The organism is Mesobacillus sp. (assembly GCF_049588175.1).
GTDB lineage: Bacteria > Bacillota > Bacilli > Bacillales > Cytobacillaceae > Mesobacillus.
Genome location: NZ_JBAVFI010000378.1, coordinates 1 through 13,926, shown reverse-complemented (window position 1 = coordinate 13,926; position 13,926 = coordinate 1). Strand labels below are relative to the sequence as shown.

Annotated in this window: 15 protein-coding genes, 1 tRNA gene and 1 other annotated feature; of the genes, 15 read left to right on the top strand and 1 reads right to left on the bottom strand. The window is 42.7% G+C overall.

Annotated elements, in window-relative coordinates; translation table 11 throughout:
• Positions 1–236: 236 nt before the first annotated feature.
• Positions 237–692 carry a YslB family protein gene (locus WB217_RS09460; RefSeq protein WP_423992826.1) on the bottom strand — a complete coding sequence of 152 codons (456 nt, stop codon included), beginning with the start codon at positions 690–692 and terminating at the stop codon, positions 237–239.
• A gap of 463 nt (positions 693–1,155) precedes the next feature.
• Here WB217_RS09460 and WB217_RS09455 point away from each other — a divergent pair, with 463 nt between their 5' ends.
• From WB217_RS09455 to ilvN, 15 genes are all read left to right on the top strand, one after another.
• On the top strand, positions 1,156–1,764 hold the full coding sequence (locus WB217_RS09455) for a succinate dehydrogenase cytochrome b558 subunit (RefSeq protein ID WP_335431730.1): 609 nt from the start codon (positions 1,156–1,158) through the stop codon (positions 1,762–1,764).
• A 48-nt stretch (positions 1,765–1,812) separates the two neighbouring features.
• On the top strand, positions 1,813–3,570 hold the full coding sequence (gene sdhA / locus WB217_RS09450) for a succinate dehydrogenase flavoprotein subunit (RefSeq protein ID WP_423992823.1): 1,758 nt from the start codon (positions 1,813–1,815) through the stop codon (positions 3,568–3,570).
• Positions 3,571–3,576: 6 nt separating this feature from the next.
• On the top strand, positions 3,577–4,338 hold the full coding sequence (gene sdhB, locus WB217_RS09445) for a succinate dehydrogenase iron-sulfur subunit (protein ID WP_423992821.1): 762 nt from the start codon (positions 3,577–3,579) through the stop codon (positions 4,336–4,338).
• Between the two features lie 174 nt (positions 4,339–4,512).
• Positions 4,513–4,980, top strand: a complete 468-nt coding sequence (locus WB217_RS09440) for an acyl-CoA thioesterase (protein ID WP_423992819.1) — start codon at positions 4,513–4,515, stop codon at positions 4,978–4,980.
• Positions 4,981–5,121: 141 nt separating this feature from the next.
• Positions 5,122–5,346: a spore germination transcription factor GerE gene (gerE, locus tag WB217_RS09435; RefSeq protein ID WP_019154738.1), complete on the top strand. Its 225-nt coding sequence runs from the start codon at positions 5,122–5,124 to the stop codon at positions 5,344–5,346.
• 217 nt (positions 5,347–5,563) lie between these two features.
• A complete protein-coding gene (locus WB217_RS09430) occupies positions 5,564–6,022 on the top strand; it encodes a MarR family winged helix-turn-helix transcriptional regulator (protein ID WP_423992816.1) in 459 nt (152 codons plus the stop codon).
• 10 nt (positions 6,023–6,032) lie between these two features.
• The gene (racE, locus tag WB217_RS09425) at positions 6,033–6,830 is read left to right on the top strand and encodes a glutamate racemase (protein WP_423992814.1); all 798 of its coding nucleotides are present in this window, start codon (positions 6,033–6,035) and stop codon (positions 6,828–6,830) included.
• 180 nt (positions 6,831–7,010) lie between these two features.
• Entirely contained in the window at positions 7,011–8,081 is a 1,071-nt protein-coding gene (locus tag WB217_RS09420; RefSeq protein WP_423992812.1) for a GerMN domain-containing protein, read from the top strand.
• Positions 8,082–8,207: 126 nt separating this feature from the next.
• Positions 8,208–8,963, top strand: a complete 756-nt coding sequence (rph, locus tag WB217_RS09415; protein WP_335376365.1) for a ribonuclease PH — start codon at positions 8,208–8,210, stop codon at positions 8,961–8,963.
• A 13-nt stretch (positions 8,964–8,976) separates the two neighbouring features.
• Positions 8,977–9,582, top strand: coding sequence for an XTP/dITP diphosphatase (locus WB217_RS09410; protein ID WP_423992810.1), 606 nt, complete (start codon positions 8,977–8,979; stop codon positions 9,580–9,582).
• Positions 9,575–10,099 carry a metallophosphoesterase gene (locus WB217_RS09405; RefSeq protein ID WP_423992808.1) on the top strand — a complete coding sequence of 175 codons (525 nt, stop codon included), beginning with the start codon at positions 9,575–9,577 and terminating at the stop codon, positions 10,097–10,099. The genes WB217_RS09410 and WB217_RS09405 overlap by 8 nt, the downstream gene beginning before the upstream one ends.
• Before the next feature lie 121 nt (positions 10,100–10,220).
• Positions 10,221–10,297, top strand: a tRNA-Arg gene (locus WB217_RS09400).
• Positions 10,298–10,707: 410 nt separating this feature from the next.
• The gene (gene ilvE / locus WB217_RS09395; RefSeq protein ID WP_423992806.1) at positions 10,708–11,613 is read left to right on the top strand and encodes a branched-chain-amino-acid transaminase; all 906 of its coding nucleotides are present in this window, start codon (positions 10,708–10,710) and stop codon (positions 11,611–11,613) included.
• Positions 11,614–11,622: 9 nt separating this feature from the next.
• Positions 11,623–11,879 (top strand) — a binding site (T-box leader).
• Positions 11,880–12,060: 181 nt separating this feature from the next.
• Positions 12,061–13,776, top strand: a complete 1,716-nt coding sequence (ilvB, locus tag WB217_RS09390; RefSeq protein WP_423992804.1) for an acetolactate synthase large subunit — start codon at positions 12,061–12,063, stop codon at positions 13,774–13,776.
• On the top strand, positions 13,773–13,926 hold a 154-nt coding region (ilvN, locus tag WB217_RS09385), incomplete at its 3' end, for an acetolactate synthase small subunit (RefSeq protein ID WP_423992828.1). The genes ilvB and ilvN, both read left to right, overlap by 4 nt.

Below are 13,926 nucleotides of genomic sequence, written 5' to 3'. Positions count from 1 at the left end.
CAAATGGAGCAACTAAAGGAAGAGTCTATCATATGCCTGAAGATATAGAGACATTCTTTCATTTGCAACCGCCTAAAAAGCATTGATACCCACACTAATTTTTCTTAAACGCTAAAAAGCCAGGGCTAATAGCCCTGGCCTCTTTACATTTCTTATAATGAATCCATTATTGTTAACTCTTCCGAAGTCATTGTTCCTTGAATTCTTCTTGAATTGGTTCAAAAATCGGTTATTTCTCATTCATTAATAAAATCGTTTTTGTCCCATTTAATGGTGAATTGGATTCGGAATGAACGCTTATTGGGGTGTTCGAAGGCTTCGGCTGTAGCATTCTTTTGCAGTTCCATCTGTTGTGCAAGAAACCCAGCTTCTAGCTGGAATGTGGAGTTTGCGTTATTTTTTAACCGAGAGGAAATCAGCTCGCTGCCAAGTTCCATCACCATTTGTTTTCTTGTTTCTTCCTTAACTGAAAGAGTTCCCCAGCCTGCATTTTGGAAAAAGAGAATTGTTTCGTCCAGTGTCGATAATGGATATTTGCGGGCTAGGCGTTTTCCTGCCCAATAGAGTATTTCAGCAGTATCCTTGCCAAGCAGTTCCGGCAAAAGAATTTCTCTGACTAATTCATATCCAAATGCGGAAACGGAAAGTGGCTCGCTTTCAGTCTGCTGCTCTGAAGTTGTTATTTCACTCATGTTCTCCCCTCTTTCTATTACTCTATTATAAACAATATGCCAAAAAAACAACCAGTGAATCTGAATTAATATCTGTTAAATTTTAGATAGTCAATAAAGATACTATTATAATTTTCCATGTTTATACCATACCCAATTCTTTACAAGCTAAAATTTTAATCATCAGGGTATTTTTTTTCATTGGCATCTAAAAGGTAATACTATTATTTTAATATATTCGAATCGACGTTAAAATAATTAGAAAGTGGCATTTTTACAATATCAATATATTTTAAAAATTTTATCTATATAAACTTTTTTATGTATCCGTTTTCTTGACGCTCTATTATGATGGGAGTAAAATGAACATGTCACATAATTGTAAGATTTGTTTTGAATTATGATGTTGGGGTTAATCAAACTGTTAGTTTAATAGGGGAGAAAAGCCTGTACATCACGGCCAAATTTCAAGGGGGGTATACATATGGCAGGTAAACAAGAGTTTTATTGGCGGAGGCTGCATTCTTTGCTGGGTGTAATTCCAGTAGGACTTTTCCTTTCGCAGCACCTTGTAGTCAACCATTTTGCTACAGGGGGAGAAGAATCATTTAACAATGCGGCTCATTTCATGGAGCAGCTGCCTTTTAGGTATTTTCTAGAAATCTTTATTATCTTTTTACCACTATTATTCCATGCAATCTACGGACTTTATATTGCTTTTACGGCTAAGAACAATATAGGGCAATACGGCTATTTCAGGAACTGGATGTTCATGCTGCAGCGTGTCTCAGGTGTAATCACCCTAATATTCGTAGCTTGGCATGTTTGGGAAACTCGGATTGCAGCTGCTTTTGGTTCTGAAGTGAACTTCCAGATGATGGAGACCATTCTTTCTTCTCCGTTTATGCTTTGGTTCTATTTAATCGGTGTAATTTCAACAACATTCCACTTTGCTAACGGATTGTGGTCTTTCTTCGTGAGCTGGGGTATCACTGTAACACCTCGTGCACAAGTGATTTCCACTTACATTACTATTGGAGTATTCATTGCGCTTTCCATCGTGGGAGTACGCGCAATCTTGGCATTTGTATAAATTGATCGGAATTGAAAGTCAGACATGGATTTAAGGGAGTGAGTCACAATGAGTAAAGGTAAGGTTATCGTAGTCGGCGGCGGTTTGGCTGGCTTAATGGCTACTATAAAGGTGGCTGAAACAGGAACACCTGTTGAGCTGTTCTCTCTTGTACCGGTAAAACGTTCACACTCTGTTTGTGCACAGGGCGGAATCAACGGTGCAGTAAATACAAAAGGTGAAGGTGACTCTCCTTGGGAGCACTTTGATGATACGGTTTACGGCGGGGACTTCCTTGCGAACCAGCCACCTGTAAAGGCGATGGCTGAAGCTGCGCCTGGAATCATTCACCTTCTTGACCGTATGGGAGTAATGTTCAACCGTACTCCAGAAGGCTTGCTTGACTTCCGCCGTTTCGGAGGAACACAGCATCACCGTACGGCGTTTGCTGGTGCAACTACTGGGCAACAGCTTTTATACGCATTGGATGAGCAGGTACGCCGCCATGAGGTTGCTGGCCTTGTTACTAAATATGAGGGCTGGGAATTCCTTGGTGCTGTGCTTGATGAAGATGGAGTTTGCCGCGGTATCACGGCTCAAAACCTGACGTCAATGGAGATTAAGTCGTTTGCTGCAGATGCTGTTATCATGGCAACTGGCGGCCCTGGAATTATTTTTGGAAAAACAACTAACTCAGTGATCAACACAGGCTCAGCTGCTGCGATCGTCTATCAGCAGGGCGCATATTACTCAAACGGTGAATTCATCCAGATCCACCCGACAGCGATTCCTGGCGACGATAAACTTCGCCTGATGAGTGAATCTGCTCGTGGTGAAGGTGGACGAGTTTGGACTTATAAAGATGGTAAGCCATGGTACTTCCTTGAAGAGAAGTATCCTGCATATGGAAACCTGGTTCCTCGTGATATCGCAACACGTGAAATCTTTGACGTTTGCGTAAGCCAAAAGCTAGGAATCAATGGCGAGAACATGGTCTATCTTGACCTTTCACATAAGGATCCAAAAGAGCTTGATATCAAGCTTGGCGGCATCATTGAAATCTATGAAAAATTCATGGGCGATGACCCTAGAAAAGTTCCTATGAAAATCTTCCCTGCTGTCCACTATTCAATGGGCGGACTTTGGGTTGACTATGACCAAATGACTAACATTCCTGGATTATTTGCAGCTGGGGAATGTGATTACTCTCAGCACGGAGCAAACCGCCTTGGTGCGAACTCATTATTGTCAGCAATTTATGGCGGTATGGTAGCAGGTCCGAATGCAATTCGTTATATTAGCGGTCTTGAAAAGAGTTCTGATGCAGTTTCTTCTGCGATTTTTGATCAGCACGTCCAGCAGGAGCAGAATAAGTGGAACAACGTCATGTCGTTAGATGGAAATGAAAATGCATATGTCCTTCACAAAGAGCTTGGTGAGTGGATGACGGATAACGTGACGGTTGTTCGTTACAACGACAAACTATTGAAAACAGATGAGAAGATTGTTGAATTAATGGAGCGCTACAAGCGCATTAACATTAATGATACAGCTAAATGGAGCAACCAGGGTGCTGTGTTCACACGCCAGCTTCAAAACATGCTGCAGCTTGCACGTGTAATCACAATCGGTGCCTATAACCGTAACGAAAGCCGTGGAGCGCACTACAAGCCTGAATTCCCAGATCGTAATGATGAGGAGTTCTTGAAAACAACAATGGCTAAGTTTGTTGATTCAAACTCTGCGCCAGCATTCCATTATGATGATGTTGATACTTCATTAATCCAACCGCGTAAGCGCGATTATTCTAAGAAGAAAGGGGAGTAATGAGGCATGTCAGATAAAAAAACTGTCCGTTTTATCATAAGCCGCCAGGATACTCCTGATTCAGCCCCTTATCAGGAAGAGTTTGAACTTGAATATCGTCCGAATATGAACGTGATTTCCGCATTGATGGAAATTCGCCGTAACCCAGTGAATGCTAAGGGTGAAACTACAACCCCGATTGCATGGGACATGAACTGTCTTGAGGAAGTATGTGGTGCTTGTTCAATGGTCATCAACGGCCGTCCGCGTCAGTCATGTTCTGCGCTGGTTGACCAGCTTGAACAGCCAATCAGGTTAGAGCCGATGAGAACATTCCCTGTTGTGCGTGACCTCCAGGTTGACCGCAGCCGCATGTTTGATTCCTTAAAGCGTGTTAAGGCATGGATTCCAATCGATGGAACTTATGACCTTGGACCAGGACCGCGTATGCCTGAGAAAAAGCGCCAATGGGCATATGAATTATCTAAATGTATGACTTGTGGTGTGTGCCTTGAGGCTTGCCCGAATGTTAACAGTAAATCTGATTTCATTGGTCCTCAGCCGCTTTCACAGGTTCGTTTGTTCAACGCTCATCCAACAGGTGCATTGAACAAAGGTGAGCGACTTGAAACAATCATGGGAGACGGAGGACTTGCTAACTGCGGTAACTCCCAGAACTGTGTACAGTCTTGCCCTAAAGGCATTCCATTGACTACTTCAATCGCAGCCTTGAACCGTGATACAACTCTACAAGCTTTCAAAAACTTCTTCGGAAGCGACCAGGTATAATGATTTTAAATGCCTCCCTCTCTTAACAGTGGGAGGCATTTTTTTATTTAATTTTTTTATAGAATACAAATTTATTAACAATAGGCATGGATGCTTAGGGTTTTCAAAAAAACTAAATATATTTATAATAAAGAAAAGAATGAATATTCATTCAGTTGACCAGGAGGCTAATACATGAAGAAAACGAATTATATTGACGACATCGTAAGCTGGGAAGAAGAGTTTGAATATTATCATGAGGTGAAGGTAAGATTTTCTGAGACAGATATGTTTGGCCACCTGAATAACACGGTCCCGTTTACTTTTTTTGAAATGGCGAGGATCGATTTTTTCAAAAGCCAGGGGTTCATGCAGGACTGGGTCAAGCCAGAAAATGAAACGATTCCAGTTGTTGCGGATTTGCAATGTGATTATTTAAGCCAAATTTATTTTGATGAAGATTTAAAGATTTATGTAAAAGCAAATTCAATCGGCAATTCTTCTGTTGACCTGCATTACATGGGGAAGAAGGCCGACGGTTCGATTTGCCTTGCAGGACGGGGAACTATCGTTCAAATATCCAAGAAGACGGGCAAGGGTGTTCCTTGGTCAGAGGGGATGCGCCACCTGCTTGCAAAGAGCAAAAAATCTGTTGTGAAATAAAATTTGAACATTTTTATAAAAAAGAGTTGTTAGCCCTTGAAATGTTGTCACTTCAATTCTTTCCTTCACATAAGATATGTTGACTAAATTTATACCCACCCCGCAGTTCACAGCTGGCGAAGGCAAGGAGGGTTACAATACTTGAAGGAAAATGAATATACTCACAAGCCATTACTCACTAAACGCGAAAGAGAAGTTTTCGAACTGTTAGTCCAAGACAAAACAACAAAAGAGATCGCTAGTGAATTATTTATCAGCGAAAAAACGGTTCGGAACCACATTTCAAACGCCATGCAGAAGCTTGGTGTAAAGGGGCGTTCCCAAGCTGTTGTAGAGCTCCTGCGTATGGGAGAGCTAGAACTTTAATCTAGACCGGCCAACCTGTTGGGGAGGCCGGTTAAGATGTTTATAAAGGGGTATTAAGCAGTACTCCAAGACGTGAAAATGAATTCTGTCTTGAAATTTGCTCGAAAAAAGTAGAAAATAAGGGCAATAGGAAAATGATAAAAAGTTTTGCCGGTCTGGAAATCAAGTTTTAACTGCAGTAAAAATGGTGAATGCATTTATTTAGGAGTTGTGATAGATGAAACTTGAAGATATCCAAAATAATCAGGAACTGGACACGGTTGCTGATATTGAAAAAGATTTAAGGTACATATCGGGAATTATTAAGCAAAAGGGCCGTGAGCTCCTCAGCAATTACACGATCACTCCTCCTCAGTTTGTTGCTTTGCAATGGCTGTTCGAGGACGGGGATATGACAATTGGCGAGCTGTCGAATAAAATGTTTTTGGCTTGCAGTACGACAACCGACCTAGTGGACCGCATGGAAAAAAATGAGCTTGTCGTAAGGGTAAAGGATCCGAATGACAGACGTGTAGTCCGTATCCATCTTCTTGGAGAAGGTGAAAGGATCATCGATGAAGTAATCAAGAAGCGCCAGGTGTATCTACAGGAGGTATTGAAAGACTTTTCCGGCGACGAAATCGTATCTCTGAAGAACAGCTTATCAAAATTACATCATGAAATGCGTGGAGAATGAGGCGAGATTTTTGAACCAACCGATTGGAATCATTGATTCGGGTGTGGGCGGGTTAACGGTTGCCAAAGAAGTGATGCGGCAGCTTCCTAATGAGCAGATCATCTATGTTGGTGATACCGCACGCTGTCCATATGGGCCACGGCCTGTGGAAGAAGTGAAAAGGTTCACCTGGGAAATGACCCGATTCCTGCTTGAAAAGAATATTAAGATGCTGGTCATCGCCTGTAATACGGCAACAGCTGTAGTACTAGAGGAAATCAGGAATGAACTGCCGATTCCTGTGCTTGGTGTGATCCAGCCAGGGGCAAGGACAGCAATAAAGGTAACGGACAATTACAAAATAGGAATCATCGGCACTGAAGGTACGGTAAAAAGCCGAGCGTATGAACATGCCCTTAAAGCAATCAATCGTAAAACATTTGTAGAAAGCCTTGCGTGCCCTAAATTCGTCCCGCTTGTTGAAAGTGGAGAATACAACGGTCATGTGGCAAAAAAAGTCGTAACAGAGACCCTTGAGCCCTTGATTAATAAAGGACTTGATACATTGATATTGGGATGCACTCACTACCCTTTGCTTGAGCCGCTTATAAAAGATGTAATGGGTGATCAAGTAAAAGTAATCAGTTCGGGTGAGGAAACAGCTCGAGAGGTAAGCACGATTCTAGGGCATAACGACATGTTTGCCGAAAGAGAAGAGCTGCCTGAGCATTCCTTTTATATAACTGGCTCGAGGACGATTTTTGCTAGAATTGCTTCGCAGTGGCTCGAAGTTCCGGTTGAAAATGTGGGAAAAATTAAATTAGGTTGACGAAGGCCTCCATAATGGGGGCCTTATTGTATGTCTGCTCAAAAAGGCTGATTCAGATTTAATCTCTCTCTTCTGAAATAAATCGAGCAGCAGGTTTGTACAAAAATCTTTCCAAAGGCGGTCTAAAAAATCCCAAAGCTCGTATACATGATAGTACAAACTGTCTTTGGAGGGATTTATATGGCAAAAAATAATAAAGCTGTCTTCGTAACTGCAGCGACATTAGCAACTACAGTTTTCCTGTCAGGCTGCGGATTATTTGGTGGCGAAGAAAAAAAGAAAATTGATCCACCGCAGGATGTAACCTTAACGGAGGATGGAGCAGCAGTAGGTGAGAATACCTCCACAGAAACAAAACAGGATGGAGCAGAAGCAGTACAAACGACAGTCAAAACCGAACTGTATCTGATCGACAAGAACGGTTATGTTGTATCCCAGGCAATGGATCTTCCTAAGACAGAGAGTGTAGCGAAACAGGCTCTAATGTACCTAGTAGCCAACGGACCTGTTGAGGAAATGCTCCCGAATGGATTCCGTGCAGTCCTGCCAGCGGATACGCAAATGACGGTTAACATCAAGGATGGCACAGCTACAGTTGACTTCTCAAAAGAATTTGCAAACTACAAAAAAGAAGATGAGAAGCGGATTTTACAGGCTGTAACCTGGACACTTACTCAATTTGAGAGTGTAAAGGATGTTAAGCTGCAGTTGAATGGTACGCCGCTAGAGGAAATGCCTGTGAATGGCACTCCAATTGGCGAAGAATTGAGCAGAGCTGATGGCATTAACATGGATAACTCTGATGTTGTTGACATTACAAATACTAAAGCTGTGACAGTCTACTATGTAGGCGGTGAAGAAGGTGCGTATTATTATGTTCCTGTAACTCGACGTGTCAGCAATGACTTTAAAGACAATATTACAGCGATCGTAAACGAGCTTGTAGAAGGACCTGCCTATGCGTCCAACCTTTTATCAGAGTTCCAGGGAGATGTAAAACTTTTGGATACTCCTAAGCTAGAGGGTGGAAAGTTAACTTTGAACTTTAATGAATCGATATATGGCAGCTTTGAAGAAAAAATGGTTTCCGAGCATGTATTGAATTCTCTCGTGCTTTCCCTGACTGAGCAAGCAGGTGTTGAGAGTGTGGCTCTTACGGTGAAGGGCAAGGCGGATGTATTGACAGAGAAGGGCGAGAAGCTGTCAGAGCCGGTTACAAGACCTGAAAAAGTTAACACTGGTAGTTTTTAATAGCGCGATTTTGGTATACTAAATAAAGACATTTGAAGAGGCAGGCATTTTGCTGCCTCTTATTTATTGTTACTGGGGGCAGCGGTTAAAGTTCTGCTCTTCATAAATGCCAAGGAGGATTAATAAATGCGATTTGATGGGCGAGAACCCTTACAATTAAGGCCGATACATATCGAAACAGATTATTTAAAGCATCCAGAGGGCTCTGTATTGATTTCTGTCGGTGATACAAAGGTGATATGTACTGCCAGTATAGAGGATCGAGTTCCGCCATTTATGCGCGGGGAAGGAAAGGGATGGATTACGGCAGAATACTCCATGCTTCCACGTGCTACTGAGCAAAGGAATATTAGAGAAGCGGCTAAGGGCAAAATTTCCGGCAGGACTATGGAAATCCAGCGCTTGATTGGAAGAGCTTTGAGAGCGGTTGTAAATCTTGAGGCAATCGGGGAGCGGACAGTCTGGATTGATTGTGATGTTATTCAGGCAGATGGCGGAACACGCACAGCTTCCATTACGGGAGCATATGTTGCGATGGCCCAGGCTCTTTACAGGCTTAGCAAGCAAAAAAAACTATCTGGTTTCCCTTTAACAGATTTCCTGGCCGCAACCAGTGTTGGCATTCTGGAGAATGGCCAGCCGGTTGTTGATTTGAATTATGTTGAGGATTCTAAAGCAAACGTAGACATGAATGTCGTCATGACTGGAAATGGCGAATTTGTTGAGCTGCAGGGCACAGGAGAAGAGGCGACTTTTTCATACAGCCAGCTTCAGGAGCTGCTGAAGGCTGCACAAGAAGGAATCATGGAGCTATTTGAAATGCAGAAGGAAGCTCTTGGAGAAGAATTGGCTGCGAAGATTGCGAGCGCCAAAAAGAGATAGGGGAGATCTCAAGATGAATACAGTCATAATTGCAACGAAAAACGTTGGGAAAGCAAAGGAGTTTGAAAAGCTTTTTCTGCCATTGGGAATGACAGTAAAAACTCTTCTTGATTATCCAGAGCTCGAAGACGTTGATGAGACAGGTACTACTTTTGAGGAGAATGCTGTCTTAAAAGCAGAGACAATCTCAAAAGTGCTCGGCGTCATGGTCATTGGGGATGATTCTGGCCTGGAAGTAGATGCGCTAGAAGGACGTCCAGGAGTCTATTCTGCAAGATATGCAGGAATAGAAAAAAATGATGAAGCCAACATCGACAAAGTTCTCGCTGAACTTCAGGATGTGTCAGAAAACGAGCGGACTGCCAGATTTTGCTGTGCTTTGGCAATGGCTGAACCTGGGAAGGAAACGCTAACTGTATTTGGTACTTGTGAAGGACATATCCTTCGGGAACGGAAAGGCTCTAATGGGTTTGGCTATGACCCTGTGTTTTTTGTTGAGTCCGAAGGGAAGGCAATGGCTGAGTTGTCTTCCGAAGAGAAAAACAAGATTAGCCACAGGGCAAATGCGATCAAACAGCTTGAAAAAACGCTAAAGCATCGAAAGCAAAGCAATGTGTAAAATCCTGATTGTAAGCGACAGCCATGGTTCTGCGGAATTGCTTGAGGGACTCGAGAAACTTCATGGGCAGGATGTTGATTTAATGATCCACTGTGGTGATTCCGAACTGGCTGAAGATGATGCAGCGATAAAAAGTTTCAGATCAGTTAGGGGAAATTGTGATTTTCTCGGAAACTTTCCTGATGATGATACTCATGTGATAAATGGGGTGAAAATCTTTGTTACACATGGGCATCTATACTCAGTCAAAACTACTCTGGGAAATTTGTTTTATAAGGCAAAAGAACTCCAGGCAGATATTGTTTGTTTTGGCCATTCGCATATACTGGGTGCTGAAATGGTCGACGATGTCCTGTTTATCAATCCCGGCAGCATCAGGCTGCCGAGAGCGAGGAAGGAAAGAACCTACGTCATACTTGAACTCAAAGATGGAAAAGCAATGCTCCAAATCCATGACTATGGAAATGGAGAAAGACTTGAGTTAAGACAGGAATTCATCCTTCCAAAAAAAGCATAAAAGGACTATAATATTTTTTTGAGGGGAGAACGAATAACTCCCCTCAAAAAAAGTTTAATTTATTTATTGACTTTTAGTTGTTTGGCTAATATAATAAATCTTGTCTTTAAAAAACATATTTGTCCCAGTAGCTCAGCTGGATAGAGCACACGCCTTCTAAGCGTGCGGTCGGGAGTTCGAATCTCTCCTGGGACGCCACTTAAATTACATACCTTAACTCACCTTGCTACAAGGTGAGTTTTTTTTGTTTTTTTTCATGTAGAACCAATAAAAAAATTCAAACTCCATTCGCAGTGTCTTCGCAGTTAACTCTCTAATGTAAAATCCTCTATGTTTAAAAAAAAATTTTCCTTTTTATAAATGTGAATATATCAACAATGTAAGCGGATACAAATAAACTAATTAATCTAAATTATCAAATAATTTGGAAAAAGGCTGTTGACGAGGGTTCATTTTGGGCGTAAGATAATCCTCAAATAAAAAAAACAAGTTGGCTGCAGCCAGAATGAAAGACAGTTTTATTTCAATTTCCGATTGTGTAAAATTGTATTTTTTTAAATTTATATTTTAATTATTTAAAGCGTCTAATCACTAAAGGAGTGTTAATTGTGCCCGATCAATGGATTTACTTAAACGGTGAGTTTGTCACCAAGGAAAATGCTAAAGTTTCTGTATATGATCATGGTTTTTTATACGGAGACGGTGTTTTTGAAGGGATTCGGGTATACAGCGGCAATATATTCAGGATGGAAGATCATATGGACCGTCTATATCGGTCAGCAAAGTCAATTATGCTGAATATGCCCCACTCTAAAGAAGAGTTCACTGATCTGGTTGTAGAAACAGTAGAACGGAATCGATTAAGAGATGCCTATATCAGAATCGTAGTCTCAAGAGGGGTCGGTGATCTAGGCTTAGACCCGTATAAGTGTCCTCAGGCAAATGTAGTTATTATCGTAGAACCACTTGCTATCTTCCCGAAGGAATTGTATGAGCGAGGGCTCGATATTGTGACAGTTGCAACAAGAAGAAACAGGCCAGACGTTCTTAGCCCAAAAGTCAAATCACTAAATTATTTAAACAATATCCTAGTAAGGATTGAAGCACATCTCGCAAATGTCAGTGAAGCACTTATGCTGAATGACCAAGGATATGTTGCTGAAGGCTCAGCAGATAATGTTTTCATCGTCAGAGGAAATACATTCCTCACCCCGCCAGGTTATGTAGGGGCATTAGAAGGAATTACTAGAAATGCAGTCATTGAAATCGCTAGCAATCTTGGGTATGAGGTGAAGGAGGAACCGTTTACCCGGCACGATGTATACACAGCGGATGAGGTATTCCTGACTGGGACCGCCGCAGAAGTCATTGCTGTTGTAAAAGTAGATGGCAGAGTTATTGGGGAGGGAATGCCAGGGAAGCACACGAAGAATATTTTACGAGAGTTCCGAGCAAAGGTTGTGGCGGAAGGCGTTCAGGTTTATCAGGAAAAAGAAACACATCAAGTCAGTTAGCTTCATAAGGAGAAAGCGAAGACGGGGACAAGTAATTTTTTGCGATAAGCATGAACAGAGAGCCGGGAATGCTGAGAACCGGCGGTGCCGCATTAAATGAACTCACCCTGGAGCGCCGGTTTGAAAGGGATTCCCAGTAAAACCGGCCGAGTGTCGATCACACTCGTTATCAAAAACGGCAGCAGATGCTGTCACGAGCGCACGCATTCATGCGTGAAGAAGGGTGGTACCGTGGAACAGGAGACAAAGCCTATTCCATCCCTTTGCCTGGTCTTGCCAGGCATATGGAGATGGAATGGGCTTTTTTATTTTGAAGAAAGCTCTTATCTTGAATTGATACCTTAGAGTTATTTTAGCCAATGAATACAACCTGAAAAAATACCATCAATGATTAGAGCGATTTTGAATTCTAAAACAAACTAAAACTAGTAGGGGGGATTCGTAAAAATGGTGCAGGAAGCTGCCTTGAAGGAGAAGAAATCGCAGGCAACTGGTCTCAGCGGCGCTGATTTACTTTTGAAAGCTTTGGAGAAGGAAAACGTTGAAGTCATTTTTGGCTATCCAGGAGGAGCTGTCCTCCCGATTTATGATAAACTCTATGATTCTAAAATACTTCATGTATTGCCAAGGCATGAACAGGGGGGAATACATGCAGCTGAGGGATACGCTCGAATCAGCGGGAAGCCTGGTGTGGTAATTGCAACCTCAGGTCCAGGTGCAACAAATATTATAACAGGCTTGGCTGATGCAATGATGGATTCTTTGCCTCTCGTAGTAATCACAGGGCAGGTTGCAACAAGTGTAATTGGGTCGGATGCCTTCCAGGAGGCTGACATTCTCGGGATCACCACTCCCATAACAAAATACAATTATCAAATCCGGGACACAAAGGACATTCCGCGAATCGTCAAAGAAGCATTTTATATTGCGACCAGCGGCAGGCCGGGTCCGGTAGTAATAGATTTTCCGAAGGACCTTGCAGCAGCACTAACTGAGGAGCTTCAGGAGCAGGAAATCTCTCTCCCGGGATACCAGCCAACAATAGAACCTAATTTACTTCAGGTGAGGAAGCTGGCAGAAGCAGTAAGTAAAGCAAAGCGACCCGTAATTCTTGCGGGAGCGGGTGTCCTCCATGCCAAAGCATCCGCCTTATTAAAACAATTTGCGGAACAGCAGAAGCTGCATGTAGTCCATACGCTTTTAGGATTAGGAGGTTTCCCGGCGGGCCATGAATTGTACATTGGAATGGCAGGCATGCACGGCTGCTATGCTGCGAATATGGCCCTCTATCAATGTGACTTATTGATTAATATCGGGGCGCGGTTTGATGACAGGCTGACGGGTAATCTGAAGCATTTCGCTCCAAATGCACGGGTGGCGCATATTGATATTGATCCTGCTGAAATCGGCAAGAACATCCACACCCATATTCCTGTCGTCGGGGATGCTCGTGAAGCACTAATCCAGCTGGTCAGACAAGACACTAAACCGCCTGAACAGGATGAATGGGTGGAAACGATCTCTACCTGGAAAAAAGATTTCCCATACTATTACGAGAACACCGACGTGCTTAAGCCGCAAAAGGTCATGGAACTACTTTACGAAAAAACGGCCGGAGAAGCTATTGTTGTTACCGATGTAGGACAGCATCAAATGTGGGCAGCACAATATTATCAATTCGAAAATGCTGATCGCTGGGTTACGTCAGGAGGGCTAGGAACCATGGGCTTTGGCCTTCCGGCTAGCATTGGTGCCCAGCTGGCCGATCCATCAGCCTGTGTGATTGCAGTACTCGGCGACGGGGGATTCCAGATGTCAACACAGGAACTTGCTGTTATAGCCGAGTTTCAGCTGCCGATAAAAATAGCAATTTTTAATAATAAAACACTGGGAATGGTACGGCAATGGCAGGAGATATTTTATGGCTCGAGATTTTCTCACAGCAAAAATCCAGTCCAGCCATCGTTTGTAAAACTGGCAGAAGCCTATGGCATCAAAGGCTATCAAATCAATTCTGAAGCCGAGGCCCAATCAGTGCTAGATGAAGTATTAAATAACAGTGAACCGGTTCTTCTGGATTTCAGGGTTGATGCTGATGAAAATGTGTATCCGATGATTGCCCCAGGGAAGGGAATCCACGAAATGGTGGGTGTTAAGAAATGAAAAGAATAATCACAATAACTGTCTTGAACAGGCCGGGAGTCTTGAACCGGATTACCAATTTGTTTACGAAAAGAAATTATAATATTGAAAGCATTTCAGTAGGCCCGACGGAGCATGAAGGTGTTTCGAGAATGACGTGTGTTGTCCATG

Bases quoted from the DNA above. Each gene is read 5' to 3' on its own strand.
- WB217_RS09460 (WP_423992826.1), bottom strand. From the start codon at position 692: ATGAGTGAAATAACAACTTCAGAGCAGCAGACTGAAAGCGAGCCACTT.
- WB217_RS09455 (WP_335431730.1), top strand. From the start codon at position 1,156: ATGGCAGGTAAACAAGAGTTTTATTGGCGGAGGCTGCATTCTTTGCTG.
- sdhA (WP_423992823.1), top strand. From the start codon at position 1,813: ATGAGTAAAGGTAAGGTTATCGTAGTCGGCGGCGGTTTGGCTGGCTTA.
- sdhB (WP_423992821.1), top strand. From the start codon at position 3,577: ATGTCAGATAAAAAAACTGTCCGTTTTATCATAAGCCGCCAGGATACT.
- WB217_RS09440 (WP_423992819.1), top strand. From the start codon at position 4,513: ATGAAGAAAACGAATTATATTGACGACATCGTAAGCTGGGAAGAAGAG.
- WB217_RS09430 (WP_423992816.1), top strand. From the start codon at position 5,564: ATGAAACTTGAAGATATCCAAAATAATCAGGAACTGGACACGGTTGCT.
- WB217_RS09420 (WP_423992812.1), top strand. From the start codon at position 7,011: ATGGCAAAAAATAATAAAGCTGTCTTCGTAACTGCAGCGACATTAGCA.
- rph (WP_335376365.1), top strand. From the start codon at position 8,208: ATGCGATTTGATGGGCGAGAACCCTTACAATTAAGGCCGATACATATC.
- WB217_RS09410 (WP_423992810.1), top strand. From the start codon at position 8,977: ATGAATACAGTCATAATTGCAACGAAAAACGTTGGGAAAGCAAAGGAG.
- WB217_RS09405 (WP_423992808.1), top strand. From the start codon at position 9,575: ATGTGTAAAATCCTGATTGTAAGCGACAGCCATGGTTCTGCGGAATTG.
- ilvB (WP_423992804.1), top strand. From the start codon at position 12,061: ATGGTGCAGGAAGCTGCCTTGAAGGAGAAGAAATCGCAGGCAACTGGT.